This is a genomic window from Marinobacter sp., from assembly GCF_048259445.1.
Lineage (GTDB): Bacteria > Pseudomonadota > Gammaproteobacteria > Pseudomonadales > Oleiphilaceae > Marinobacter.
Genome location: NZ_JBLXHQ010000003.1, coordinates 15,545 through 40,687, shown reverse-complemented (window position 1 = coordinate 40,687; position 25,143 = coordinate 15,545). Strand labels below are relative to the sequence as shown.

Annotated in this window: 23 protein-coding genes; 18 read left to right on the top strand and 5 right to left on the bottom strand. The window is 54.5% G+C overall.

Going from position 1 to position 25,143, the window contains the following annotated elements; translation table 11 throughout:
- The first annotated feature begins 29 nt into the window (after positions 1-29).
- Together ACN0RL_RS02940 and oadA are read left to right on the top strand one after the other, a co-directional pair.
- On the top strand, positions 30-1,445 hold the full coding sequence (locus ACN0RL_RS02940; protein ID WP_417513540.1) for an acetyl-CoA carboxylase biotin carboxylase subunit: 1,416 nt from the start codon (positions 30-32) through the stop codon (positions 1,443-1,445).
- A gap of 19 nt (positions 1,446-1,464) precedes the next feature.
- Positions 1,465-3,270 carry a sodium-extruding oxaloacetate decarboxylase subunit alpha gene (gene oadA, locus ACN0RL_RS02935; RefSeq protein ID WP_417513538.1) on the top strand — a complete coding sequence of 602 codons (1,806 nt, stop codon included), beginning with the start codon at positions 1,465-1,467 and terminating at the stop codon, positions 3,268-3,270.
- Between the two features lie 62 nt (positions 3,271-3,332).
- Here the strand turns inward: oadA and rimO are convergent, their stop codons facing one another.
- The gene (gene rimO, locus ACN0RL_RS02930) at positions 3,333-4,676 is read right to left on the bottom strand and encodes a 30S ribosomal protein S12 methylthiotransferase RimO (protein WP_417513536.1); all 1,344 of its coding nucleotides are present in this window, start codon (positions 4,674-4,676) and stop codon (positions 3,333-3,335) included.
- Between the two features lie 295 nt (positions 4,677-4,971).
- Here rimO and ACN0RL_RS02925 point away from each other — a divergent pair, with 295 nt between their 5' ends.
- The 4 genes from ACN0RL_RS02925 (at position 4,972) to ACN0RL_RS02910 (ending at position 9,406) form a co-directional block, all read left to right on the top strand.
- Positions 4,972-5,382: a PilZ domain-containing protein gene (locus ACN0RL_RS02925; RefSeq protein WP_417513533.1), complete on the top strand. Its 411-nt coding sequence runs from the start codon at positions 4,972-4,974 to the stop codon at positions 5,380-5,382.
- Positions 5,383-5,565: 183 nt separating this feature from the next.
- Positions 5,566-6,474 (top strand): sulfate adenylyltransferase subunit CysD, encoded by a 909-nt coding sequence (gene cysD, locus ACN0RL_RS02920; protein ID WP_417513531.1) that lies wholly within the window; start codon positions 5,566-5,568, stop codon positions 6,472-6,474.
- 1 nt (position 6,475) lies between these two features.
- Entirely contained in the window at positions 6,476-8,134 is a 1,659-nt protein-coding gene (gene cysN, locus ACN0RL_RS02915; protein WP_417513529.1) for a sulfate adenylyltransferase subunit CysN, read from the top strand.
- Positions 8,135-8,389: 255 nt separating this feature from the next.
- Positions 8,390-9,406 carry a nucleoid-associated protein gene (locus ACN0RL_RS02910; protein ID WP_417513527.1) on the top strand — a complete coding sequence of 339 codons (1,017 nt, stop codon included), beginning with the start codon at positions 8,390-8,392 and terminating at the stop codon, positions 9,404-9,406.
- A gap of 1 nt (position 9,407) precedes the next feature.
- On the opposite strand, the gene ACN0RL_RS02905 is transcribed toward ACN0RL_RS02910, so the two are convergent.
- Positions 9,408-9,626, bottom strand: a complete 219-nt coding sequence (locus tag ACN0RL_RS02905) for a hypothetical protein (RefSeq protein ID WP_417513525.1) — start codon at positions 9,624-9,626, stop codon at positions 9,408-9,410.
- 18 nt (positions 9,627-9,644) lie between these two features.
- Here ACN0RL_RS02905 and ACN0RL_RS02900 point away from each other — a divergent pair, with 18 nt between their 5' ends.
- Together ACN0RL_RS02900 and ACN0RL_RS02895 are read left to right on the top strand one after the other, a co-directional pair.
- Positions 9,645-9,848: an addiction module protein gene (locus ACN0RL_RS02900; RefSeq protein ID WP_417513523.1), complete on the top strand. Its 204-nt coding sequence runs from the start codon at positions 9,645-9,647 to the stop codon at positions 9,846-9,848.
- Entirely contained in the window at positions 9,845-10,147 is a 303-nt protein-coding gene (locus ACN0RL_RS02895; protein ID WP_417513521.1) for a type II toxin-antitoxin system RelE/ParE family toxin, read from the top strand. The genes ACN0RL_RS02900 and ACN0RL_RS02895 overlap by 4 nt, the downstream gene beginning before the upstream one ends.
- A gap of 31 nt (positions 10,148-10,178) precedes the next feature.
- On the opposite strand, the gene trmH is transcribed toward ACN0RL_RS02895, so the two are convergent.
- Positions 10,179-10,910 carry a tRNA (guanosine(18)-2'-O)-methyltransferase TrmH gene (gene trmH / locus ACN0RL_RS02890; RefSeq protein ID WP_417513519.1) on the bottom strand — a complete coding sequence of 244 codons (732 nt, stop codon included), beginning with the start codon at positions 10,908-10,910 and terminating at the stop codon, positions 10,179-10,181.
- A gap of 332 nt (positions 10,911-11,242) precedes the next feature.
- Here trmH and miaB point away from each other — a divergent pair, with 332 nt between their 5' ends.
- The 5 genes from miaB (at position 11,243) to lnt (ending at position 16,876) form a co-directional block, all read left to right on the top strand.
- A complete protein-coding gene (gene miaB, locus ACN0RL_RS02885; RefSeq protein ID WP_417513517.1) occupies positions 11,243-12,589 on the top strand; it encodes a tRNA (N6-isopentenyl adenosine(37)-C2)-methylthiotransferase MiaB in 1,347 nt (448 codons plus the stop codon).
- 442 nt (positions 12,590-13,031) lie between these two features.
- Positions 13,032-14,015 (top strand): PhoH family protein, encoded by a 984-nt coding sequence (locus ACN0RL_RS02880; RefSeq protein ID WP_417513515.1) that lies wholly within the window; start codon positions 13,032-13,034, stop codon positions 14,013-14,015.
- Positions 14,012-14,485, top strand: a complete 474-nt coding sequence (gene ybeY / locus ACN0RL_RS02875; RefSeq protein WP_417513513.1) for an rRNA maturation RNase YbeY — start codon at positions 14,012-14,014, stop codon at positions 14,483-14,485. Before ACN0RL_RS02880 ends, ybeY begins: the two co-directional genes overlap by 4 nt.
- The gene (locus ACN0RL_RS02870; protein ID WP_417513511.1) at positions 14,482-15,330 is read left to right on the top strand and encodes an HlyC/CorC family transporter; all 849 of its coding nucleotides are present in this window, start codon (positions 14,482-14,484) and stop codon (positions 15,328-15,330) included. Before ybeY ends, ACN0RL_RS02870 begins: the two co-directional genes overlap by 4 nt.
- The gene (lnt, locus tag ACN0RL_RS02865) at positions 15,320-16,876 is read left to right on the top strand and encodes an apolipoprotein N-acyltransferase (protein WP_417513509.1); all 1,557 of its coding nucleotides are present in this window, start codon (positions 15,320-15,322) and stop codon (positions 16,874-16,876) included. The genes ACN0RL_RS02870 and lnt overlap by 11 nt, the downstream gene beginning before the upstream one ends.
- A gap of 180 nt (positions 16,877-17,056) precedes the next feature.
- Here the strand turns inward: lnt and ACN0RL_RS02860 are convergent, their stop codons facing one another.
- Positions 17,057-17,605 (bottom strand): zinc ribbon-containing protein, encoded by a 549-nt coding sequence (locus tag ACN0RL_RS02860; protein WP_417513507.1) that lies wholly within the window; start codon positions 17,603-17,605, stop codon positions 17,057-17,059.
- A gap of 261 nt (positions 17,606-17,866) precedes the next feature.
- On the opposite strand from ACN0RL_RS02860, the gene leuS reads away from it, so the two are divergent.
- The 5 genes from leuS (at position 17,867) to ACN0RL_RS02835 (ending at position 23,250) form a co-directional block, all read left to right on the top strand.
- Positions 17,867-20,452, top strand: coding sequence for a leucine--tRNA ligase (gene leuS / locus ACN0RL_RS02855; protein ID WP_417513928.1), 2,586 nt, complete (start codon positions 17,867-17,869; stop codon positions 20,450-20,452).
- Between the two features lies 1 nt (position 20,453).
- Positions 20,454-21,041, top strand: coding sequence for an LPS assembly lipoprotein LptE (gene lptE / locus ACN0RL_RS02850; RefSeq protein WP_417513505.1), 588 nt, complete (start codon positions 20,454-20,456; stop codon positions 21,039-21,041).
- Complete coding sequence (gene holA, locus ACN0RL_RS02845) at positions 21,038-22,045, top strand: DNA polymerase III subunit delta (protein ID WP_417513503.1); 1,008 nt, start codon at positions 21,038-21,040, stop codon at positions 22,043-22,045. Before lptE ends, holA begins: the two co-directional genes overlap by 4 nt.
- A 110-nt stretch (positions 22,046-22,155) precedes the next feature.
- Complete coding sequence (locus ACN0RL_RS02840; protein ID WP_417513501.1) at positions 22,156-22,419, top strand: hypothetical protein; 264 nt, start codon at positions 22,156-22,158, stop codon at positions 22,417-22,419.
- Between the two features lie 195 nt (positions 22,420-22,614).
- Positions 22,615-23,250 (top strand): endonuclease, encoded by a 636-nt coding sequence (locus ACN0RL_RS02835; protein ID WP_417513499.1) that lies wholly within the window; start codon positions 22,615-22,617, stop codon positions 23,248-23,250.
- Between the two features lie 89 nt (positions 23,251-23,339).
- Here ACN0RL_RS02835 and ACN0RL_RS02830 read toward each other — a convergent pair whose 3' ends face one another.
- A complete protein-coding gene (locus ACN0RL_RS02830; RefSeq protein WP_417513497.1) occupies positions 23,340-25,136 on the bottom strand; it encodes an acyl-CoA dehydrogenase C-terminal domain-containing protein in 1,797 nt (598 codons plus the stop codon).
- Positions 25,137-25,143: the final 7 nt, after the last annotated feature.

Sequence of the window (25,143 nt, the reverse complement as noted above, 5' to 3'; positions counted from 1 at the left end):
ATTCGGGACGACGAAACGAGGAATCTCCCATGCTGAAGAAAGTACTGATCGCCAACCGCGGCGAAATAGCCGTCCGCATCGTGCGGGCCTGTGCAGAAATGGGGATACGCTCGGTGGCCATCTACACCGAACCCGACCGTTACGGCCTACACGTAAAGCGGGCCGACGAATCTTACTCTCTGGGTGACGACCCGCTGGCGGGCTATCTCGACCCCGCCCGCATCGTAAACCTGGCTGTGGAAACCGGCTGCGATGCTATCCACCCCGGTTACGGTTTTTTATCAGAAAACGCCAACTTTGCCCGCCTGTGCGAGCAGAAGGGTGTGGCGTTTATTGGCCCCAAATCCAGCGTTATCCACGGCATGGGTGATAAAACCCAGGCTCGCGACAGCATGCGTGCGGCTGGCATTCCCATCACACCGGGGTCCGAGGGTAATCTGGCCAGCCTCGAAGAAGCTCTGGATCTGGCCAACCACATTGGCTATCCGGTCATGCTGAAAGCCACTTCCGGCGGTGGCGGTCGCGGTATCCGTCGCTGTGATTCAGCAAAAGAGTTAAAAGTGCAGTACCCAAGGGTCATTTCTGAAGCCACCAAGGCTTTTGGCTCCGCCGAAGTGTTCATGGAAAAGTGCATCGTTAACCCACGCCACATTGAGGTGCAGATACTGGCAGACAGCCAGGGCAACGCTATCCATCTGTTTGAGCGTGACTGCTCCATACAGCGACGTAACCAGAAGCTGATTGAAATTGCACCCAGCCCACAGCTTACTCCGGAGCAGCGCCAATACATTGGTGATCTGGCGGTGCGGGCGGCGAAAGCTGTCGGTTATGAGAATGCAGGAACCGTCGAGTTTTTGCTGGCTGGCAACGAAGTGCATTTTATGGAGATGAACACGCGGGTGCAGGTTGAGCACACCATCACCGAGGCCATAACCGGTGTGGACATTGTGCGCGAGCAACTGCGTATCGCCTCCGGCCTGCCCCTGAGCTATCGCCAGGAAGATATCCAGTTCCGGGGATATGCACTGCAGTTTCGAATAAACGCGGAAGACCCGAAAAACGACTTTCTGCCCAGTTTCGGACGCATCACCCATTATTACGCGCCCGGCGGACCCGGAGTGCGGGTAGATACGGCCATCTACACCGGCTATGAGATCCCTCCCTATTATGATTCCATGTGCCTGAAGCTGGTGGTGTGGGCGCTGACCTGGGACGAAGTGATTGCCCGCGGCAAACGCGCACTGGATGACATGCGCCTGCACGGCATCAAAACCACCGCCCAGTATTATCAGCAGATCCTGGACCACCCGGATTTCCGCGCCGGCATCTTTGACACCAGCTTTGTACCTGGCCATCCGGAACTTCTGAAGTACTCCACCAAACGCCACCCCAGTGAAATCGCACTCGCCATTGCCGCCACCATCGCCGCGCACTCAGGCTGGTAAACCGCAGGAGAATGACATCATGAGCCAAGCAAAACCCATTGAAGTAACAGACCTGATTCTGCGTGACGCGCACCAGTCGCTGATCGCCACCCGCATGCGCACCGAGGACATGTTGCCCATATGCAGCAAGCTCGACCAGGTGGGGTACTGGTCGCTGGAAGTATGGGGCGGCGCCACCTTTGACGCCTGTGTGCGCTTTCTGAAAGAAGACCCCTGGGAACGCCTGCGGCAACTGCGCGAGGCTTTGCCGGAGACCCGCCTGCAAATGCTGCTGCGAGGCCAGAATCTGCTGGGGTACCGGCATTATGCCGATGATGTCGTGGAAGCCTTTGTGCAAAAAGCTGCTACCAACGGCATTGACGTGTTCCGCGTATTCGACGCACTTAATGACCTGCGCAACATCGAAACCGCCATGAAAGCGGTAAAAAAGGCCGGCAAACACGCCCAGGGTACCATCTGCTACACCACCAGCCCGGTGCACACCCCGGCACTGTTCGTGAAGCAAGCTAAAGACATGCAGGCCATGGGCGCAGATTCCATAGCGATCAAAGACATGGCCGGGCTGCTGACACCCTACGCCACCTATGATCTGGTGAAAGCCATCAAGGCGGAAGTGGACCTGCCATTAGTGATTCACAGCCACTCTACCTCCGGCCTGGCGCCCATGTGCCAACTAAAAGCCATTGAAGCCGGCGTGGACCGTATGGACACTGCTATTTCCTCGTTCGCATCGGGCACCAGTCACCCGGCAACCGAAACTCAGGTGGCCGCATTGAAGGGCACTGATTACGACACCGGGCTTGACTTGAATCTGCTGAGCGAGATTGCCGACTACTTCCGCGAAGTCCGCAAAAAGTACCAGCAATTTGAAAGCGAATTTACTCGAGAGGACGTGTCGGTCCAGATCAATCAGGTGCCCGGCGGCATGATGTCAAATCTCGCGAACCAGCTTAAAGAGCAGAGTGCACTGGATCGCATCCGCGAAGTGTTTGATGAAATTCCGCGGGTGCGGGAAGATCTGGGTTTCCCGCCGCTGGTCACCCCCACCTCACAGATCGTGGGCACTCAGGCGGTGTACAACGTGTTGGCCGGCCAGCGTTACAAAACCATTACCAATGAAGTCAAACGCTACCTGCAGGGAGGCTATGGTCAACCACCGGCACCGGTGAACGCCGACGTGCGCAATAAGGCCATCGGCAACGAAGCTGTAGACGAAGGCCGGCCCGCTGATCAACTCAGCCCGGAAATGGACAAACTGCGCAAAGACATAGGCGAGCTGGCCCTCAATGAGGAAGATGTCCTCACCTACGCCATGTTCCCCGACCTGGGCCGCGAATTCCTGCAGCAGCGCAAAGACGGCACCCTGGTGCCCGAAGCATTACTGCCACCGGAAACGAAATCCCGAGAGCGCCTCAGCACCGGCGTTGCCACCGAATTCCGCATTGAAGTGCACGGTGAAAGCTACGAGGTAACAGTTACCGGTTCTGGCGAATCAGGCGCGGGTAAACGCAAACTCTATCTGTCGCTGGACGGCATGCCAGAAGAAGTACTGTTCGAACCACTGAACGAATATGTGGCAGAAAACAGCGGCGGTCGCATGAAAGCCTCGACACCCGGGCACGTCAGCACGGCCATGCCCGGCAACGTTGTTGAAGTGCTGGTTAGCGAAGGCGATACCGTCAGTGCGGGCCAGGCAGTACTGATTACCGAGGCAATGAAAATGGAAACCGAGGTACACGCCGACATCGACGGCAAGGTAGAGGCTATCTATGTGACCAAAGGCGACCGGGTAACCCCGGGTGAGGTACTGATCAATATTGTGTGATCATAAAACAGAAGCACAAGCCGCCTCTGGTTGCAGAGGCGGCTTGCTGTTTGCCGAAAAGGTTAGGCGAGAACTGCCCACAGGTCGTGTTCATCGGCGTGCTCAACAACCGCACGAACAATCTGCCCCGGTGTCACATCCGTAACGTCGTTCAAGTACACCATACCGTCAATCTCCGGCGCATCCGCTTTGGAGCGCCCTATGGCGCCCTCTTCGTCCACTTCGTCAATCAACACATCAATGGTAGTGCCGATCTTCGCCTGTAAACGGGCGGCCGAGATTTCCGCCTGTTTGGCCATAAACCGAGCCAGACGCTCTTCCTTGATCTCTTCAGGCACGGCGCCTTCAATCTCATTGGCTTTCGCGCCCTCAACCGCACTGTAGGTAAAGGCACCCACGCGATCCAGCTGAGCTTCATCCAGCCAATCCAGCAGGTACTGGAAATCTTCTTCGGTTTCACCCGGGAAACCTACAATGAAAGTCGAGCGAATGGTCAGTTCCGGACAGATTTCCCGCCACTTACGGATTCGATCCAGGGTTTTGCTGTCGTGAGCCGGGCGCTTCATGGCCTTCAGCACTTTCGGGCTGGCGTGCTGGAACGGAATATCCAGATACGGCAGGATCTTACCCTCGGCCATCAGCGGAATAATGTCGTCCACATGGGGGTAAGGGTACACATAGTGCAAGCGAACCCACACACCCATTTCGCCCAGGGCCTCACACAACGACTGCATTTTGGTCTTCAGTGGACGTCCCTGCCAGAAACCCGTGCGGTACTTGGTGTCTACGCCGTAGGCCGAGGTGTCCTGGGAGATCACCAGCAATTCTTTTACGCCAGCATCGACCAGTCGCTGGGCTTCGTCCATCACATCGCCAATGGGTCGGCTGACCAGATCACCGCGCATAGACGGAATAATGCAGAAGGTGCAGCGATGGTTGCAACCTTCTGAAATCTTGAGGTAAGCGAAGTGTCTTGGTGTCAGTTTTACACCCTGGGGAGGCACGAGATCGGTGAACGGATCATGCTTGCGGGTCGGCGGAACGAACTGGTGCACCGCACCCACCACCTCCTCATAGGCGTGCGGGCCTGATACCGCCAGCACTCCCGGATGAGTTTCGCGGATCTTGTCAGCTTCAACACCCATGCAACCGGTAACGATCACCTTGCCATTTTCGCTGATGGCCTCACCAATGGCATCCAGTGATTCCTGCTTGGCCGCATCAATAAAACCGCAGGTGTTCACCACCACAATATCTGCATCGTTGTATGTGGGTACCACATCGTAGCCATCCAGTCGCAGCTGGGTCAGGATGCGTTCGGAATCTACCAGTGCTTTGGGACACCCCAGACTGATAAAGCCAACCTTGCCGTTGCTGACCACTGTATTCTCGGTTTTTTCTGTCATAAAACGTTCAGGATTCCTGGCGCCCGCCGCGAGCACACAAATGAATGGAGGCAGGGATTTTACACCAATCAAGTGCCTTTCTGCAGCAAAAGCCGAGCTACCCGGGCGGCTAAAGGCTCCTGATCTGAATCAAAAGTGTGAACCCTTGTTCAGAAAAATATAATAAATCTGCAATAATATACGACACTCAAGTTGCTGATCAGAAAACAAACAACTACACTTTTTGTCGATTACACGTTGTTCTGAAACATTATTTGAATCCGAGCATGCCCTAACAGTACCCACAAGAGCGCCCATGAAAGCTGCCACAATGAAGCCAAACCTGCGGAATCAGCAACGCGTGGATGTTGAAAGCGACATCGTTATCGAAAAGCCGGATGGCTGCCAGCTCACCTGCAAAATATCCAACCTTTCCCGGACAGGCGTGATGGTCTCCTGCAATCAGGAAACGGCGGGGCAGCTTATCCCCCACCTGAAGGCTCCTGCCCCCGGGAACTGGATTGCTGTCAAAGCCCGGTTCTCCGTGCCGGTTATCCCAACCCAACCGGTATCAATTTCAGCTGACGGAAACATCATTCATCTGCGAAGAATGGCCCGGGATGAGTTTCAGCTGGGCATCCAGTTTTCAGATTTTGAAGGAAACGGATTTGATTACGTAGACAGATACGTGCGCGAACTTCTGGCCAATACGCGCAAACCTGCCTGACACCGCAATACATAGATCATCCCACTATATTTCCGTGCGCATCCACTTGAGTGCTGGCTTTTGAGTGCTATATTGGTATAACTCAAAACTCTAACCGCAAGTCTTCTTATAGCCTTATGGCCTCTGATATGATGATCGCTCAAATTTGCACGCCTTCCAGGCACGCTGCGACAACGGATTATCATGACCACATACAACCTCACGCATCTGAAACAACTGGAAGCGGAAAGCATCCATATCATCCGCGAAGTGGCCGCCGAGTTTGATAACCCGGTCATGCTCTACTCCATTGGGAAAGATTCTGCGGTTATGCTGCACCTGGCCCGCAAAGCCTTCTACCCGGGCAAGCTACCCTTTCCGTTGATGCATGTAGACACCACCTGGAAGTTCCGGGACATGATCGATTTCCGGGAGCGCAAGGTGAAGGAATACGGCCTGGATCTGATTGTGCACACCAACCAGGATGGCGTTGAGCAAGGTATCGGTCCGTTCACCCACGGCAGCGCCAAACATACCGATGTAATGAAAACCCAGGCGCTCAAGCAGGCGCTGGACAAGTACGGCTTCGATGCCGCATTCGGTGGCGCTCGCCGGGATGAAGAGAAATCCCGGGCCAAGGAGCGGGTCTATTCCTTCCGGGACGAGTATCACCGCTGGGACCCTAAAAATCAGCGCCCCGAGCTCTGGAACACCTACAACGGCAAGGTGAACAAGGGTGAAAGTATTCGCGTGTTCCCGCTGTCCAACTGGACCGAGCTGGATATCTGGCAGTACATCTATCTGGAAAACATTGAAATCGTGCCCCTTTACTACTCGGCAGTGCGCCCGGTGGTGGAGCGCGATGGCTCACTGATCATGGTGGACGACGATCGGATGCCACTGAAAGAGGGCGAAGCGCCGATGATGAAGTCCATCCGTTTCAGAACTCTTGGGTGCTACCCGCTGACCGGTGCTATCGAATCCGAGGCAGACAATTTGCCCGAAATTATCCAGGAAATGTTGCTGGCAACCAGCTCGGAGCGCCAGGGCCGGGTGATTGACCATGATTCGGCTGGCTCCATGGAACAGAAAAAGCGGGAAGGGTACTTCTGATATGTCACATCAATCCGATCTCATCGCCGAAGACATCCAGGCCTATCTCAAGCAGCACGAAAACAAAGAGCTGCTGCGCCTGCTTACCTGCGGCAGCGTCGATGATGGCAAAAGCACCCTGATCGGTCGCCTGCTGCACGACACCAAAATGATCTACGAAGATCATATGGCCACCCTGAAAACCGACAGCGCCAAAATGGGCACTACCGGTGAAAAGCTGGATCTGGCACTGCTGGTTGATGGCCTGCAGGCTGAACGGGAGCAAGGCATTACTATTGATGTCGCGTATCGCTACTTCTCCACCGACAAGCGCAAATTCATCATTGCGGACACGCCGGGGCACGAGCAGTACACCCGCAACATGGCCACCGGTGCTTCTACGGCGCAGGTTGCCATCCTGATGATCGACGCCCGCCGTGGCGTGTTGACCCAGACCCGCAGGCACTCCTATATCGCCTCGCTGCTCGGCATCCGACACATAGTTGTGGCGGTGAACAAAATGGACCTGGTGAAGTTCAGCGAAGACCGCTTTAACGAAATCAGAGAAGAGTATCTGTCATTCGCCGCGAAACTCGGACTAAAAGACATCCGTTTTGTGCCCATCTCCGCACTGGAAGGTGACAACGTTGTTAACCGCAGCGAGAACACGCCCTGGTTTAACGGCCAGCCACTGATGGACATTCTGGAAACGGTGGAAGTAAACCGCGACAAGAATCTGGAGCACTTCCGGTTTCCCGTGCAATACGTTATCCGTCCCAACCTGAACTTCCGCGGCTTCTGTGGCACCATCGCCTCCGGCATGATCCGCCCGGGCGACAAGGTTATGGCCCTGCCCTCACGGCGCACCAGCACCATTAAGGAAGTGGTCACCTTCGATGGCAACCTTGAAGAGGCCTATATAGACCAGGCGGTAACGCTCACGCTGGAGAATGAGATTGATATCAGCCGAGGCGACATGCTGGTAAAGCCTGAAGACGAGCCAGAGGTTCGCAACCGTTTTAAGGCCAACATTGTGTGGATGGCAGATGCGCCTTTGCATACTGGCCGTTTGTACGACATCAAATTGGGACCCACTTTTACGTCCGGCACTGTGCGAAAAATTCACTATCAGACCGACGTAAACACGCTGGAGCAACACGCCAATCCAGCCCTTTTACAAGTGAATGAAATTGGTCTGTGTGACCTCACCCTGAGCCAGCCAATTGCCTTCGATGCCTACCAGCGCAATCACGTCACCGGCAGTTTCATTGTGATCGATCGGCTCACCAACGTAACCGTTGGTGCCGGCATGATTGATGGCCTGGCAGATACTGCAGGCACTCTGGAGCCCGTCAGCCCGGAAGAGCGTGAGCGCCGTCTGGCACAGAAGCCGATGATTATTGGTTGCGCTGGCAAACAAGCTCAAGCGCTTGCTCTTGCCGTTGAGCGCGCACTGTTTGACCAGGGTAAAACCACCGTCATCCTAAGCGAAGATAACGCCGGTAATGCAGATGATCGCCGACGCACTGCACAACTCATGACAGCTTATGGACTAATCGCGGTTGTTGTGAACCTTGGCGCTGATGTGGCTAATGTTTCTATCGTCGCCGATAGTGCTGAGGAGGTTTCCGGTGTTGCTGCATCTCTTGTACAAGAGTTGATACGAAACAAACGAGTATAAATCTGAACAAGTATTTATAGCGCCTAATACAGTGATAGGAGCCAAGGAGCGGGGGTGTCTTTTCTGCCGGAAAAAGATGTCTGAGCGAAGCGAGTTGTTTTTCCAGAAGAAAAGACACCCCCGCTCCTTGGCCAACTCCCAACCAGGCAGCCCTAGTATTAATCGTGAATGTAATTGCTGTACGTGGCAGAATCTCAGGCCCTGAAGTTTCCTTCAGGGCTTTTTTTGTTTATTCATTTTAGGGTTTCTCTGTTTATGGCCATTAAACATCTGCGCACCGCATTTTCCAGTCAGTATCAGCCTGGGCAGCCTGCCCGCCTGCAAAGTGGTGAAGCGCTGCAGGAACCGGGTGGCGATTATGAGGGCCTGCATAAGCAGATGAAGCGGCTGTTCAACAGCAAACCTGGCAAGAAGTATGGGCGATTTTCGGATGATCTTGGTGAAAGCCCGTTTAAGGGCTGGCTGAAGGATTATCTGGAGGATAAGCAGAGTTTTGCGTCTTTTACGGATCGGGTGTTTGGGCAGTGGCAGGAGTTACTGACGAGCTGCCAGGAAGAGTTTGTGGGGCAGCTTACGGTTGTGCATGAAGCGCTTGCAGATTCGGATGTGGTTTATGTGATGATTCTGGAGAGCGATGGCGCGCTGCGCTTTGATGGCAATCAGGCACTGGACACAACGGATGTACTGAGCACGTCGCGCCTGAATCTTGCCATGCGGGTTGAGCTGGATGACTGGCTTGGCGATAACGCAGCCGAGAACTATCTTACACTGGTTCATGCACGCGGCACGGGTGAGCCGGGAGAGCTGTTTATCCGGCTGTGCGGCTTTACCAATCAGGTGGATGTAGAAAAGGAAACTCTGACGTTTCTCGACGCTGTGGAGGCCTTTGCCAAATCCTCCGAGCCTGAAAAAGCTGGTGAAGTGCGTACGCGGGCATATGAATTCTGCAAAGAGCAGCACGCTCTGGGTGAGCCGGTTGCTATTGAGGCTTTATCCGGTTATCTGGATGAGGATGAGCCGGGGCGTTTCAAGGAGTTTGCCAGCAAGTCGGCGGAGATGCCGGAGAGCGGCGTGCTGCACCCGGATCACCGGAAGGTGAAGAAGCTGGTGCGTATCGCGGGTTCTGGTGGCGGTATGAGTGTTTCTTTTTCTTCGGATCTGGTGAATCAGGCGGTTTACTATGACCGCGACAAGGATGCGCTGACGATTACGCGCTTGCCCAAGGCATTGCGGGAGCAATTGGAGCGGTATTTGGAGAATCGCGAGGACTGACCTATTTGCGGCTGGCCACTTTGGTGGCTGGCTCCGCGGCGCGGTGAAGCTTTTCTGCCGGAAAAAGCAACTCGCTGCGCTCAGACATCTTTTTCCGGCAGAAAAGCTTCACCACACCACGGGCCGATCGGACGTTTTTAGTTTGGTCTTTGATTAATCCAGTTTTCAGCGCCTTGTTCATGGAACGCAATTGTGATTCTTGGCATGCTTTTTTTGTCACTCGTTGGAGGGAGCTCTTATGCAAAATATTGATCGAATGACTGATCTCGAGAAGGTTCATGCTATGGAGCAACTATGGGAGGCTCTTACCCGCAATCAAAACCTCCCGGAACCACCCGAATGGCACCAAGCTGAACTGCGAAAGCGAACTGCAAAAATTCAGGAGGGGAAGGTAAGCTACACGAGTCTGAATAAACTGAAGGAGCGCGGCATACAGGGATGAAGCACAGAAACGTCAGGCTCACGGATGAAGCCTTGGCAGATGTCGACTCTGCCACGCTGTTTTACGAAAAACTTGTCGCTGTTTTAGGGCAGTATTTTTTCGATTCAATCATCACCGATCTTGAAGCCCTAGAATTTTTTGGCGGTATCCACCAGCAAACTCTGGGGTATTACGGCTGCCCTTCAAAGCGATTTCCATTTCTAATTTATTACGAACTAAGCGACGAAGAAGTTTCAGTTATCGCGATTCTCGACACTCGGGCTAATCCAGGTGAAGCAGAGAAAAGACTCAGCTCCTGAACAGGAAGCGCGCCATAACGGGCAGAATTGCTCAGACTTTCAGCTCAGCACTTTCTTCGCTCCAACGGATGCGGTTTGCCCGTTGCACACGGACTTTCTGCATCCACCCTACCCCGTCAATTAACTCACCGGTTTCGTGATCGATGGGTGGGTATGGCAGGTTTCGGTCGTCGCAGTAGCGTTTGACGACCGGTTGGCACCAGCAAAATAGCAGGCGGTTGTATTCTTCATCTGGTATGCGCCGGGTATCAAACAGACCGGCCTCTTTGCGCTGTCTCTGGGCTTCGGAGAGTATGATAGCGCATGCGGCGGATACGTTGAGGGATTCCACCATGCCCATCATGGGGATAACGATGTGTTCATCGGCCTGCTCTGCGGCGCCAGCGCTAACACCGTCTACTTCGTTGCCCATGATGATGGTACAGGGCACAGTGAAGTCTGCGGAACGGTAGTCGATGGCGCGATCTGACAACTGTGCCGCGTAGAGCTTGTGCCCCTGCCCTTTCAGATTTTCTATGGCCTCGTCCATGGTGCGATGGGTGTGGGGCGTTACCCACTTGAAGCTACCACCGGCTGTTTTCCGGAACGCCCGAAAGCCTTCTTTGGGCCAAACTACGTGCATGTTCGCCAATCCGAAGGCGTCACAGGAACGGAGTATGGCTGAGAGGTTTCGGGGCTTGTGAACCTGATCGGTCAGTACACTCAGATCCGGCTGACGGGTATTCAAAACCTGTTTGATGCGGGCAAGGCGTTCAGGGGTCATTGTTTTTACTGTCGGTATTGGGCGATCAAAACTCCGAAGTCGAAGCAGCGGTGGGTGCAGGCCTCTCCAAAAACGTGGAGGGCCAAGGATGGCCCGACCGAGCCCTACATGGACGTATTTACGGGCGCTTTTTGGAGAGGCCTGCACCCATCGCTGCCCACTCCGAAATACAAAGACGGGAAATAATACCACAGCAAAACTGGCAGATTACCGAGACAACGCTGGTTGCTGAATGATCACCTCGTTATAATGCCCAGTTCTCATTTTCAGCGCGCCCAATCCGGACATTTTTTAACTCCGGGCGCCAAATACATCCAGTTATGTTGAGACCCATGGCCAAAAAGCTGTTCATAAAGACCCACGGTTGTCAGATGAATGAATACGATTCATCCCGTATGGCCGACCTGCTTAAAACCGGCGAAGCGGTTGAGATGACCGAATCGCCAGAAGACGCTGACATCCTGTTGCTGAACACTTGCTCCATCCGTGAAAAGGCCCAGGAAAAAGTCTTCCATCAGCTGGGTCGCTGGAAAAAACTCAAAGCCAACAAACCGGAATTGATTATCGGCGTTGGCGGCTGCGTCGCCAGCCAGGAAGGTCAGGCCATTCTTGACCGGGCGCCTTATGTGGATATGGTCTTCGGCCCGCAAACCCTGCACCGCCTGCCGGATATGATTACCGAAGTGCGCATGAAAGGTAACGGCGTTGGCGTGGTGGATGTGAGCTTTCCGGAAATCGAAAAGTTCGACAACCTGCCGGATCCCGGCGCCGATGGTCCTTCAGCATTCGTATCCATCATGGAAGGCTGCAGCAAGTACTGCACTTTTTGCGTGGTGCCTTATACCCGTGGTGAAGAAGTCAGCCGGCCAGCCGACGATGTAATTGCTGAAGTCGCCCACCTGGCCAGCCAGGGTGTGCGGGAAGTAAACCTGTTGGGTCAGAACGTTAACGCCTATCGCGGCGAGACCCATGATGGCGATGTGATGGACCTGGCTGAACTTATTACTCTGATTGCTACCATCGACGGCATCGATCGCATCCGTTACACCACCTCGCACCCGGTTGAATTTACCGATGCGATGATTGAAGTTTACGAACAGGTTCCCGAACTGGTCAGCCACCTGCACCTGCCGGTACAAAGCGGCTCGGATCGAATTCTGGCGGCCATGAAGCGCGGCCATACGGCTCTGGAGTACAAGTCCAAACTGCGTCGCTTGCGCAAGATTCGCCCGGATATCAGCTTTTCATCAGACTTCATTATCGGCTTCCCTGGTGAAACCGAGAAAGACTTTGAGGACACCATGAAGCTGATCAACGATATCGGTTTTGATATGTCCTTCAGCTTCGTTTACAGCGCTCGCCCGGGCACCCCCGCATCGGATCTGCCGGATGAAACGCCGATGGAAGTGAAGAAACAGCGGCTAAAGATCCTGCAGGATCGGATCAATCAGACGGTCATGGATATCAGCCGCAAGATGGTGGGTTCAACCCAGCGTATTCTGGTAACCGGACTGTCGAAGAAGGATCCAGGGGAGTATTCCGGGCGTACGGAGAACAACCGGATTGTGAATTTCCGCCACGATAATCCGGGGATTGTTGGGCACTTTATCGACGTTGAGATTGTTGAGGCTTACGCTAACTCTCTGCGCGGTGTGCCTGTGGGTTCTGAGTTGTATTGAACTTCGGCTCCCATGTTTTCTGGGCTTGGTGTCAGAGAGCGGTGGTGGCTTCTTCCCAAAAAACGCTACGAGCACATCCATGTGGGCTTGGCTGCGGCCATCCTTGGCCGCAGACATTTTTGGGAAGAAGCCACCACCGCTCTCGGCAAACTTCAGTGCGGCCTGCAGAAGACTTTCCAATACAGCTGACCTAATCTCAGGTTAAAACACCAAACCATCAAATTGCTACGAATCACTTGTTTTTGAGTTTTAGGCCAGCACATAGTTCAGAGGGAGTGGAGGGGAAACCTCTTTCCAAAAACGTGGAGGGCCAAGGATGGCCCGACCGAGCCCTACAGGGACGTATTCACGGGCGCTTTTTGGAAAGAGGTTTCCCCTCCACTCCGATAGCAACCAAGCCTGATATGCGTACTCCCGAAAGGGGAGTAAAAACGGAGAAAATTTGAACACCAACGATTCCAGACAATTCGATCTACACCCGGCAGACCAGCGCAGGCTGACCACCCTTTGCGGCCAGTTTGACGAGAACCTGAAACACGTCGAGCGGCGTCTGCAAGTATCGATCAGCCGGCGAGGCCATCACTTCCGGGTGGAGGGTGAAACCGAGCACGTTGCAGCAGCGGTGGAAGTGATCAGGCATCTCTATCGGGAAACCGAAGCCACCGATGATATTTCACCGGATACCGTGCACCTGTACATCCGGGAAACCGGGTTTGAGAGACTGCCGGAAGATATCCCGTTTGACGGTTCGGTAACCATCATCAAAACCCCGAAGCTGACCGCCAAACCCCGGGGTGCGAATCAGCAGAAGTATGTGCACAGCATTCGCTCCCATGATATCAACTTTGGCATTGGCCCCGCCGGTACGGGTAAAACCTGGCTGGCCGTGGCCTGCGCGGTAGAAGCTCTGAAAGACGAACAGGTCAAGCGGATTCTGCTGGTGCGCCCTGCGGTTGAGGCGGGTGAGAAGCTCGGCTTTCTGCCTGGTGATCTGGCGCAGAAGGTGGATCCTTACCTCCGCCCGCTGTACGACGCTCTTTATGAAATGCTCGGGTTTGATCACGTTACCCGGCTGATTGAGAAAAGTGTGATCGAGATTGCGCCTCTGGCGTTCATGCGTGGCCGAACTCTGAACAACTCGTTTATTATTCTGGATGAAAGCCAGAACACTACCCGTGAACAGATGAAAATGTTCCTGACGCGAATCGGGTTTGGCTCCACAGCCGTGATTACGGGCGACACCACTCAGGTGGATTTGCCGCGCGGTCAGAACTCCGGGCTGATCCATGCAGCAAGCGTACTTGACAAGGTTACGGGGATTGGCTTTACCCGTTTCGAAGCCAAGGACGTCGTCCGGCATCCTCTGGTTCAGAGGATTGTGGAAGCCTACGACTCGCTCGACGAGCGGGGTGAGCGCAAGCAGTGAGCGAACTAACGGTTGATTTCCAGAACGTATATAACGGTCCGGGCGTACCAGAGGAGTCTCAGTTTCAGACCTGGGCCCAGGCCGCCTGGCTGGAACAGAATCCATCCGAGGTGACCATCCGCATTGTCGGTATCGACGAAAGCCAGGCGCTGAATAGTCAATACAGGGGCAAGGATAAACCAACCAATGTGTTGTCCTTTCCATTTGAAGCTCCAGCCGGTATAACAATGCCAGTGGCAGGAGATCTGGTTATTTGCGCCCCGGTCGTGGAAGATGAGGCGAGGGAGCAACTGAAAGAGCCGTCAACACACTGGGCACACATGGTGGTTCACGGTATGTTGCATCTCCAGGGCTACGATCACATTGACGATGAAGACGCAGAGGCCATGGAGGCCTTGGAAATCCGGTTGCTGGCACAGTTTGGGTTCGGCAATCCCTACGCAGCAGAGGAAACGGTAAAAGACTCATGAGCGACGATCAGTCGAGTCGCAGTCAGGGCTCTAACAAGTCCTGGCTGGAGCGAATATCACATGCCTTCTCCAGCGGGCCAGAATCAATCGAAGACGTGTTGGAAATATTACGAAGCGCCGAATCCCAGGCCATCATCGATGTCGATGCGATGAGCATCATCGAGGGCGCGATGCAGGTGGTGGATATGCGTGTGGATGAGATTATGATCCCCCGCTCCCAGATGGTCACCGTTCGGGCTTCTCAGGATCCGAAAGAATTTCTGGATGAAGTCATCTCGTCTGCCCACAGCCGGTTCCCGGTTATTGGTGACAGCCAGGATGATGTCATCGGCGTTCTTCTCGCCAAAGATCTTTTACCGCTGGCCCTCAATAACGACATGGACTGGTCTCACGTTCGCGAGATTTTGCGGCCGCCCACGTTCGTTCCCGAGAGCAAGCGCCTGAACCAACTGCTCAAGCAATTCAAGGAAAACCGCAACCACATGGCCATTGTCGTTGACGAATACGGCGGGACGGCTGGTCTGGTTACCATTGAGGATGTGCTGGAACAGATCGTCGGAGAAATCGAGGATGAACACGATTTCGACGAAGAAACCCATATCAAGGCTCGGGGCGATGGCTCTTACGCCGTTAAAGCGGTGACACCGGTCGACGATTTCAACGAGTTTTTCGACACGGGGTTGGATGAGGAAGAGTTCGACACCATTGGTGGCGTAGTGCTCAAGGAATTTGGACACCTGCCCAGACGCGGTGAAACGGTTGAATTCGGTGGCTTGTGCTTTACCATTGCCAACGCTGACAACCGTGTCATCCGTCTGTTACAGGTAACCCGCAGTGAGCCTTGACGATTCAAAGCCCCTGATTGCAGCAGCCCATTCTTTTTTCTCCAACCGCTGGTCAAGTGCGGCAACGCTTTTGGTTGCCGGGGCTCTGCAAACTCTGACGTTCTCACCCTTCCACTTCTGGTGGCTTGGGCCGGTTTCCATGCTGCTCACTTTGCTGGTTACCATTCCTCTACCGGCAAAATCCCTCTTCTTAGCTGGTTTGCTGGTGGGCTTGGGCCTGTTTGGTTCAGGCGCAAGCTGGGTTTATATCAGCATCAGCGAATTCGGCAATACACCCATCCCGATTGCAGTATTGCTCACAGCTGCCTTTGTGGCTGTGCTGGCTCTGTTCCCGGCGCTCGCATTCTGGTTCTGGGGCAAGCTGGCAAAAAACAGCGCTGTGCGACGGCTTATTCTCTTTCCGGCTATCTGGATACTTGGGGACTGGCTCCGCGGCTGGCTGCTAACCGGCTTCCCATGGCTCTATCTGGGCACGGCCCATACCGATGGCCCTTTGGCGGGGCTGGCGCCGATGGTCGGGGTTCATGGTATCACCTTCTGGATAGCCGCCAGCGGCGCTGCGATCTTTGCAACCGGTTGGCTTGTCTATAAACAGCAGCGAGTCGGTGCCGGCGTTGTGGTCGCCGTCGCACTGATTCCGTGGCTCACGGCACCCGCCCTGAACCGTATTGACTGGACCGACATCAACACCGAGCCCACTTCGGTAGCGGCCATGCAGGGCAACGTCCCCCAGCTTATCAAGTGGGACCCGGAGTTCATGAAAGATCAGATTGTGGCTTATCTGGGCATGACTGATCCTCACTGGGATATCGATCTGATTCTCTGGCCAGAGACAGCTATCCCCATTCCTCAGGATCAGGCGGGCAAAATCATTGATCACATTGAGGAGAATCTCGGGGAAGAGAGCACTTTGATAACAGGGATCCCCTGGTACGGCTTCAGTGAAAGGGCCGATGGCTTCACCTACCACAACAGCATTATGGCCATTGGCAATAACGGTAGCGGTGGAATTTATCACAAGCAGAAGCTGGTGCCCTTTGGAGAGTACGTTCCGCTGGAGAGTGTTCTGCGCGGGCTAATCGGTTTTTTTGACCTGCCCATGTCGAGTTTTACAAAAGGGCCGGAAAATCAGAGACCTTTAACGGCAAATGGCACAAAGGTGATGCCGTTCATCTGCTACGAGGTGGCTTATCCGGACTTTCTTGCCCGCAATGCGGTGAATTCGGATTTGCTGCTGACGATCAGCAATGACGGCTGGTTCGGAGATTCAGTGGGGCCGCTGCAGCATTTGCAGATTGCTCGCATGCGGGCGCTGGAAACCGGGCGCTATATGATTCGTGGCACCAACAATGGTGTGACGGCGATCATTGACTACAAAGGCCGGATTACGGCGCGTATTCCGCAGTTTGAGCGGGCTGTTTTAACCGGCGAAGTGTACACGGCGAGTGGCAGTACGCCTTATATGATGACGGCTTCCTGGCCGGTTCTGACTCTGGCGTTGATTCTGATTGTGTTTGTTCGTGAGCGGGTTATTCCCAAGAGCTGATTCTGTTTGAGATTTGAGCCTGGTGCCTGCAGTCGAGGCAGTAACGGCTTTCAAAACACGCTGTGAATACCTCCCTGTACGCTCGGCTCCGCCATCCATGGCTCCGCACGGTTTTGAAAGCCGTTACTGCCCCGACTGCTCAAACTTCAGGCGGGGCCTGCCCTTCTTCAAAACCTGAGATCAGCTTTCTTTTCTTGGCCAACGGCTGGTCACACGCTTGTAATACTTCGAACCACAAGCCTCGCAAGGCTCCAGATGGCTGGTAGAGGTGAGGCATAGCATGTGCTCACAGTTCAGGCACTGGAACATACCGGCCGTCGCGACCTCTCCGGCGATGTACTGCCCGGCGCCGTGGGTTTCAAGTTTTTGCCGGAGCGTCAGGGTATCCACCCTGGTCTGATCGGCAACCGACAGCAAGCGCTCAGTGAGACTGTTTTCGAGCAGTGATATGTCGAGTTGAAGCCATTCAGCAAGGCCTTCACCCGTTTCATCAACAAAATGAATGAGATGCTCCAGATCCCTTTGGAGGTAGGTTCCAAGCAGGCTGAGCTCGTCCCTGGTCATTTCCTCCAGTTCCTGCTCCACCTCTATCGCCTTATCAACTTCTTCTTCCAGGGTTTCCAGCGTGGTTTCCTGCACTGTGCGCAAACGATTCTGAACTTGCTCAAGCATGCGGTCATAGGCTGCTAGCGCTTGGCCTGAGAGGTGGCTGCGTTCTGGTTTTGTCATTGAGGACTCCTCATAATTTACGGGGCGACAGCCGGCGGGTCTCCCCGGAACTGTCTGCAGCATGGATGCTGCAGTCAAGCCTACATGGACGTATTCACGGCGTGTTCCGGGGAGACCCGCCGGCTGGCAACCTTCACCATATTAAACATCATGGCACAGTATTCACATTTTGGCAGACTACCTGTTACGCCTTGTGTGCGCTAGAATGTCCGGCCGCTCCGCACATCATTTTGATACAGGGTAACTTAAGTAATGGCAGGTATGGACGAGCACTACAATCCCCGTGACGTTGAACTCAATGCGCGCACCTTCTGGGAAGAAAACAAAACCTTTGAAGTCAGGGAAGATCCGGACAAACCGAAATACTACTGCCTGTCCATGTTCCCCTACCCCAGCGGCAAGCTGCACATGGGGCACGTAAGAAACTACACCATCGGAGATGTCATCTCCCGCTATCAGCGCATGCAGGGCAAGAACGTTATGCAGCCCATGGGCTGGGATGCGTTTGGCCTGCCCGCTGAAAATGCCGCCATTGCCAACAAGACGGCACCAGCCAAGTGGACTTACGCCAATATCGAATACATGAAAAACCAGCTCAAACAGCTGGGCTTCGGGTACGACTGGAGTCGCGAACTGGCTACCTGTAAACCGGAATACTACCGTTGGGAACAGTGGTTCTTCGCGCGCCTTTATGAAAAAGGCCTGGTTTACAAGAAAATGTCCACCGTGAACTGGGACCCTGTCGACCAGACTGTTCTTGCCAATGAGCAGGTTGTAGACGGCCGCGGCTGGCGCTCCGGTGCTCTCGTTGAGCAGAAAAAGATTCCCCAGTGGTTTATTCGCATTACCGATTATGCCGAAGAACTGCTGAACGACATGGACGATCTGGACGGCTGGCCGGAGCAGGTCAAGACCATGCAGCGCAACTGGATTGGTAAATCTGTAGGTACGGAACTGACCTTCCCTCTGAAGGACAGCGAAGACGGCCTCACAGTTTATACCACTCGCCCCGACACCCTGATGGGCGTGAGTTATATGGCTGTGGCTGCTGAGCATCCGCTGGCTAAAGCTGCCGCCGAGCGTCATTCGGACGTTGCAGCATTTGTAGATGAGTGCCGTAACAGCAAAATGGCTGAAGCTGAAATGGCCACCATGGAAAAGAAAGGCGTTGATACCGGATTCAAGGCTATCAACCCGCTGACACAGGAAGAAATTCCGGTCTGGGTCGCCAATTTTGTGCTCACTGATTACGGAACCGGCGCGCTGATGGCCGTGCCGGGCCATGATGAGCGTGACCACGAATTTGCGCTCAAATACCGCTTGCCCATCAAGCAGGTGATCGCTGCCACTGACGGCCGTGAAATCGACGTGCAGGAGCAGGCGTTCACTGGCAAGGGCGTACTGGTTTCTTCCGGCAAATATAGCGGCCTGACCAGCGAAGAGGCCTTTGACGCCATTGCAACCCATCTGGAAAAGACTGGCATTGGCAAGCGTACCGTCAATTACCGCCTTCGTGACTGGGGCGTATCGCGCCAGCGCTATTGGGGCGCACCCATCCCGATGATGACAATGGAAGACGGCACCCAGCGCCCGGTACCGGATGATCAGCTACCGGTTCGCTTGCCGGAAGACGCCGCGATGGATGGTGTACTGTCTCCCATCAAGGCGGATCCTGAATGGGCAAAAACGTCTTTCAACGGCCAGCCTGCAACGCTGGAAACCGACACCTTCGACACCTTTATGGAGTCGTCCTGGTACTACGCTCGTTTTTGCAGCCCGAATTACGACAAGGGCATGCTTGACCCTGCAGCCGCAAACTATTGGTTGCCGGTAGATCAGTACATCGGCGGCATTGAGCACGCAATTCTCCACCTGCTTTACGCGCGGTTCTTCCATAAGCTGTTGCGTGACGTTGGCCTGGTCACCAGCTCAGAGCCTTTCAAGCAGTTGCTGACTCAGGGAATGGTGCTCGCGGACACCTACTACCGTGATGACGAAAAGGGCGGCAAGGTCTGGATTGCTCCGGCGGACGTCATTGTCGAGCGGGACGACAAAGGCCACGCGACTGGCGCGGTACACAGAGAGGACGGGCAACCTGTTATCGCCGGCGGCGTTACCAAGATGTCCAAATCAAAGAACAATGGCATAGATCCACAATCAATCATTGATGCTCATGGCGCCGACACTGTACGCCTGTTCATGATGTTTGCTGCACCGCCCGAGCAGTCTCTTGAGTGGTCAGACAGCGCCGTAGAGGGCGCTCACCGCTTCCTGAAGCGTCTTTGGCGCCTGGTGAACGAGCAGGTGGCAGGCGGAGTCGCACCAGCTCTGGATGCAGGCTCTCTGAATGACGCCCAAAAAGATCTGCGACGCAAAACCCACGAAACCATCACCAAGGTCAGCGACGATATCAGCCGTCGCCTGACCTTCAATACCGCGATTGCTGCGGTGATGGAGCTGTTGAACGATGTCAGCCGCCTGAATGGCGACGAGCCACAAACGAGAGCAGCCCGCCAGGAGGCACTGGAAGCAGCTGTCGTTATGCTGGCACCGATTGTGCCGCACATCTGCCACACGCTCTGGGAGGCTCTTGGCCAACAGGGTCCCGTTGTTGATGCGCCCTGGCCGGTAGCTGATGAATCCGCCATGGTTCGCAGCGAGATTCAGGTAGTGCTGCAGGTTAACGGCAAAGTGCGCGCCAAGGCAGACGTTCCGGCGGACATCAGCAAATCCGACCTCGAAGCGCTGGCACTGAAAAATGAAAATGTTTTGCGCTTTATCGAAGGAGTGACGGTTCGCAAAGTCATCGTTGTGCCCGGTAAACTGGTTAACGTGGTGGCCAACTGATATGAGGCCCTGCACCTTGCGCGTAAACGCAGCCCGACTGATTGCCGTCAGCGTTATGGCAGTCAGCCTGGGAGCCTGTGGTTTTCAGTTACGGGGTGCATCACCGGTTTCCTCAGCCCTTGAGCCTCTTAATCTCGATTGCCAGGCTCCGGTACCCACATCCCTTTGCCTGTCGGTTCAAAATCAGCTTGAGCTTGGCGGGATTTGGCTGGCTACGGAAGAAGAGGCAAAGTATCACCTCCGGATCCGCGGTTTTGAACAGGATCGCCGGGCCTCTGCAATTACCGTTCAGGCTGCGGCCGCCGAATATACGCTCAGACACTCGGTTAACCTTGAAGTGATCAGTGCCGACGGCATTCCGATCATCGCCAGCACTCGCCTCACAACCACTGAAAGTTACAGGTATGATGATACCAACGTGCTCGCTAAACAGCGCGAGGAAGAAAATCTGCAACAGCAACTGAGCGACCGTCTGGCGCAACAGATTATCTTCCGCCTGGTGCCCATCACCCGGGAACGGCTGCAGGAGATCCGGGACAGCCACAATAAGGCCACCACCCCGGCCAACGCCCAACCCGCGAAACCATGAAGACCAACCCGGGCCAACTGTCACAGCTGCTGCATAAAGGCCTCGCGCCGGTCTACCTGGTTTCCGGAGATGAGCCTCTGCTGGTGCAGGAGTGCTGTGACCAGATCCGGGGTGCCGCAAGAGAAGCCGGCTTCGAGGACCGTCTGACCTTTCATGCCGACCAGCAGCTTGACTGGAATATGGTTGCCGACGAATTTAATGCCATGTCCCTGTTTGCTGAACGCCGTCGAATCGAAATACGTCTGCCCACAGGAAAGCTGGGAGACGGTCGCGCGGTTCTTGAGCGGGTTCTTGCCCAGCCGCCCGAAGATATCATTGTCCTTCTGATCAGTACTCGCCTGGACGCAGCGGAAACCCGGCGAAAATGGTACAAGGAACTTCAATCCAAAGGTGTTCACGTGCCGGTATGGCCGGTGGATGCTGACAAGTTTCAGGGCTGGCTTCAGCAAAGAGCAGGAAACCGGGGGCTAAGCCTGACTCGGGGAGCTTTGGCGTTGCTGGCGGAAAGACTAGAGGGCAATCTGCTTGCTGCCAGCCAGGAGCTTGACCGGTTATCGCTTCTTACCAATGGCAACACCATTGACGAGGAAACGGTTGAACAGGCTGTTCAGGACAGTTCACGCTTCAACGGCTTTGAACTTGTTACCGAGCTGATCAGTGGGCGCGCGCCCCATGCCGGGAAAATGATTGGCGTATTGCAGCAGGAAGGTGAAAACCCTCTCGGCCTTCTCGCGGTATTGAGCCGTGATCTCAATCTGTTACTGGAGCTGAAGTCTGGCGAAAACAGAACAGAAAACCCATCGGCATTTTTCAAGAAGCGTGGCGTTTTTCAACCACAGCGAGCGCGAGCACTGGAGCAGGCAGCCCGGCGCCTGAACCCGATACAACTGCACGAAGCCGTAAAACTTTGCAGCCAGGTTGATCGCGCTGCAAAAGGCTTTGACGAGCTCTCCCCATGGCATTACCTGAGAGATATGTCTGCACTCCTGGCAGCCAGATCCTGACATGGGTCAAATACATCCGATATAGGACCTTTCTTGCCGGTCTGTCACTTGACAGCTTTTCATTATCAAGCGCATGGTTAGGCTATCACTAACTCGAAAAGGAGCCTGGCATGGGTCTTCAAGAAGAACTCAAAACTCTCTCGGATAAAATCAAACAGTATCGTGACGAAGCTCGCGTACAGCTCCATCTTGCTCGTCAGGACGTAAAAGACGAGTTCGATGAACTCGATCAGGAATGGGACAAATTCAGAAGCCGTTTTGATCAGGTAATGGATGATGCAAACGAAGTATCCCAGGAAGCACGCCAGACAGCCAAGAAACTGGGAGAAGATCTGAAGACGGGATATGAGAATATTCGCAATAAAATGAAGTAAAATGTTAAACCGTTAACAGAACGCTACAAATCTTTACCATGAAGGGCCCCAGCACAGGGGTCCTTATGTCATAGTCCCTCTAGAAGTGAATCGAGCGTCATTGTTTTTGACGGGAGAGCCAGGTCACACCGTACAAGGACCAATAAGGCCTCTTCCGCCAAGGCGCTTGCAGACGCTGAGAGGTAAAAATGGCATATGAAAAAGTTGTTGATCATCCCCACCGCCTTCGCTTTTATGCTGACCGCAACGTTTGTTATCGGCCAGAACATCCGCTTCAGTGACCCCGCAACCGTTATCAAAGATCAGTTCTGGGGCAACCTGTATGCGGACGGTGGCCAGTCATTTTTTTGCGATGCACCATTTTCCCGAAAAGGCTTCACACTGACGGAAGGCTACATCTACCCGCTCGCAGATGTACGCAACGCGCTCTCATGTGGCACTTCACGCCAGTGCGAGAAGGACAACCGTTATCGCCAGATAGCATCTGATCTTCACAACATGATTCCGGTGCGAAGCCGCACAGAGCTCCGGAGGCGCAATGCCCGCTACGAAGATCTTGGAGAGACTGTCAAACAAGACGACTGCGGCATCCGGGAAAGCAGCCACTTCTTTGAACCGCCCACCAGGGTCAAAGGTGATGTTGCCCGTAGCATGAGCTATATGGTTAACACTTATAGCCTGCCCTGGCTTGGGTCCGCCCAGGTCTTCCAGAACTGGAACCGTGCAGACCCTCCTGACGACAGGGAACTATCCCGCCACAAAAAAGTTGCGGAAATTCAGGGCAATGACAACCCCTATATCACCGACCCGACACGCATAGAACGCCTTTAATACTGAGCCTGATTGATTCGGGCGCAGCACTGCTGCAAAAGCAAAAAAGCAGGCCCGAAGGCCTGCTTTTTCTCATTTCACGGGAGGAATCAGAATTCCTCAGCAGTTAAAGCCATCATGGATTCACTGCCACTACGAATACCCTCTGCAAGCGAAACCGTTTTCGGCAACAGACGATCGTAATAGAAGCGTGCAGTTTTCAGCTTGCCACTGTAGAAGCCGGAGGTATCGTCACCGGCTTTCGGTGCCGCCGCCTTCACAATGCGTGCCCACATGTAACCCAATGCGGTCAGCCCGAACAGATCAAGGTAGTCCACTGAAGCCGCGCCAACGGCATCGGGGTTTTCAGACGCCTGCTTGATAACGTGCTCGGTGACGTCCGACAGACGCTCGAGTGCTGCTGCAAGCGGCTCCAGATAAGGACGCAAGCTCTCCTCGCCGCTGTTTTCCTCGATAAAGCCCGCCATATCCTCAGCAAACAGCTCATACAGCTTACCCTGGCTTCCAACTACCTTGCGTCCCATGAGATCCAGCGCCTGAATGCCGTTGGTGCCTTCGTAGATCTGGGTGATGCGACAGTCACGAACCAACTGCTCCTGGCCCCACTCACGGATAAACCCATGGCCACCCAACACTTGCTGGCCCATGATGCAGGCATCCAGACCGCGGTCTGTCAGAAATGCCTTTGCAACCGGTGTCAGCAGCGCAACCATACCTTCTGCGTGGGTACGGCGATCTTCCTCAGTGGCATCCGCATATTTGGATATATCCAACCACTGCGCCACATAAGTCGAGAAGGCACGGCCGCCTTCAACGTAGCCCTTCATGGTCAGCAGCATGCGACGGACATCCGGATGCACAAGAATAGGATCTGCCGCTTTTTCAGGCTGCTGCGCTCCGGTAGGGGCACGGCTCTGAATACGCTCCATAGCGTAATCACGAGCGCTCTGCAGTGAAGCTTCTGCTGCACCTATACCCTGGATACCCACACCTAAACGCTCATAGTTCATCATAGTGAACATGGCATTCAAGCCTTTATTTTCCTCACCCACGAGCCAGCCTTTGGCTCCGTCGAAGTTCATTACGCAGGTTGCGGAGCCTTTGATGCCCATCTTCTTCTCGATGGAGCCGCAACTGAGGCTGTTACGTTCACCCAGCGAACCATCGTCGTTGACCATGAATTTGGGAACGAGCAGCATGGAAATACCCTTGGGGCCTTTTGGCGCACCAGGCAACTTGGCCAGGACCAGATGGATAATGTTTTCCGCCATGTCGTGCTCGCCCCAAGTGATAAAAATCTTGGTGCCGGTCACATTGAACGAGCCGTCGTCATTCGGTTCAGCTTTGGTGCGGATAATACCCAGATCGGTGCCGGCATGAGGCTCGGTCAGATCCATGGCCCCGGACCAGACGCCTGAGTACATGTTCGGGAGGTACTTCTCTTTCAGCTCCTGGCTGCCGTGAGCATCCAAAGCAAGACAGGCTCCAGCCGTCAGCATCGGCGCAAGACCAAAAGCCATGTTGGCGCCCTGCATCATTTCTTCAAATTGAGCAACCAGCGTTTTGGGCATGCCCATGCCACCAAACTCGGTATTGCCACCCAAACCGTTCCAGCCGCCTTCTACAATCGTCTGGTATGCTTCTTTGAAACCTTCCGGCGCAGTTACTTCGCCTTCGTTCCATTTGCAGCCCTGCTCGTCCGCTTCGCGATTCAGAGGTGCCAGCACGCCGCTCGTAATTTTGCCGGCTTCTTCAAGAATCGCATCTGCCGTCTCGGGGTCCACGTTCTCAGCGACTTTGGGCAGTGAGGCCCAGAGTGCCGGAGCATCAAAAACTTCGTTCAGGATAAAACGCATGTCACGCAATGGTGCCTGATAATCAGCCATCAAAACT

What these genes read in the sequence shown, in the direction of transcription:
- ACN0RL_RS02910 (WP_417513527.1), top strand. Translation starts at nt 8,390, where the DNA reads ATGGCCATTAAACATCTGCGCACCGCATTTTCCAGTCAGTATCAGCCT.
- ACN0RL_RS02835 (WP_417513499.1), top strand. Translation starts at nt 22,615, where the DNA reads ATGAAAAAGTTGTTGATCATCCCCACCGCCTTCGCTTTTATGCTGACC.
- oadA (WP_417513538.1), top strand. Translation starts at nt 1,465, where the DNA reads ATGAGCCAAGCAAAACCCATTGAAGTAACAGACCTGATTCTGCGTGAC.
- ACN0RL_RS02900 (WP_417513523.1), top strand. Translation starts at nt 9,645, where the DNA reads ATGCAAAATATTGATCGAATGACTGATCTCGAGAAGGTTCATGCTATG.
- ACN0RL_RS02840 (WP_417513501.1), top strand. Translation starts at nt 22,156, where the DNA reads ATGGGTCTTCAAGAAGAACTCAAAACTCTCTCGGATAAAATCAAACAG.
- ACN0RL_RS02830 (WP_417513497.1), bottom strand. Translation starts at nt 25,136, where the DNA reads ATGGCTGATTATCAGGCACCATTGCGTGACATGCGTTTTATCCTGAAC.
- trmH (WP_417513519.1), bottom strand. Translation starts at nt 10,910, where the DNA reads ATGACCCCTGAACGCCTTGCCCGCATCAAACAGGTTTTGAATACCCGT.
- lptE (WP_417513505.1), top strand. Translation starts at nt 20,454, where the DNA reads ATGAGGCCCTGCACCTTGCGCGTAAACGCAGCCCGACTGATTGCCGTC.
- ACN0RL_RS02925 (WP_417513533.1), top strand. Translation starts at nt 4,972, where the DNA reads ATGAAAGCTGCCACAATGAAGCCAAACCTGCGGAATCAGCAACGCGTG.
- ACN0RL_RS02940 (WP_417513540.1), top strand. Translation starts at nt 30, where the DNA reads ATGCTGAAGAAAGTACTGATCGCCAACCGCGGCGAAATAGCCGTCCGC.
- leuS (WP_417513928.1), top strand. Translation starts at nt 17,867, where the DNA reads ATGGACGAGCACTACAATCCCCGTGACGTTGAACTCAATGCGCGCACC.
- cysD (WP_417513531.1), top strand. Translation starts at nt 5,566, where the DNA reads ATGACCACATACAACCTCACGCATCTGAAACAACTGGAAGCGGAAAGC.
- ACN0RL_RS02870 (WP_417513511.1), top strand. Translation starts at nt 14,482, where the DNA reads ATGAGCGACGATCAGTCGAGTCGCAGTCAGGGCTCTAACAAGTCCTGG.
- cysN (WP_417513529.1), top strand. Translation starts at nt 6,476, where the DNA reads ATGTCACATCAATCCGATCTCATCGCCGAAGACATCCAGGCCTATCTC.
- miaB (WP_417513517.1), top strand. Translation starts at nt 11,243, where the DNA reads ATGGCCAAAAAGCTGTTCATAAAGACCCACGGTTGTCAGATGAATGAA.
- ACN0RL_RS02895 (WP_417513521.1), top strand. Translation starts at nt 9,845, where the DNA reads ATGAAGCACAGAAACGTCAGGCTCACGGATGAAGCCTTGGCAGATGTC.
- holA (WP_417513503.1), top strand. Translation starts at nt 21,038, where the DNA reads ATGAAGACCAACCCGGGCCAACTGTCACAGCTGCTGCATAAAGGCCTC.
- ACN0RL_RS02860 (WP_417513507.1), bottom strand. Translation starts at nt 17,605, where the DNA reads ATGACAAAACCAGAACGCAGCCACCTCTCAGGCCAAGCGCTAGCAGCC.
- rimO (WP_417513536.1), bottom strand. Translation starts at nt 4,676, where the DNA reads ATGACAGAAAAAACCGAGAATACAGTGGTCAGCAACGGCAAGGTTGGC.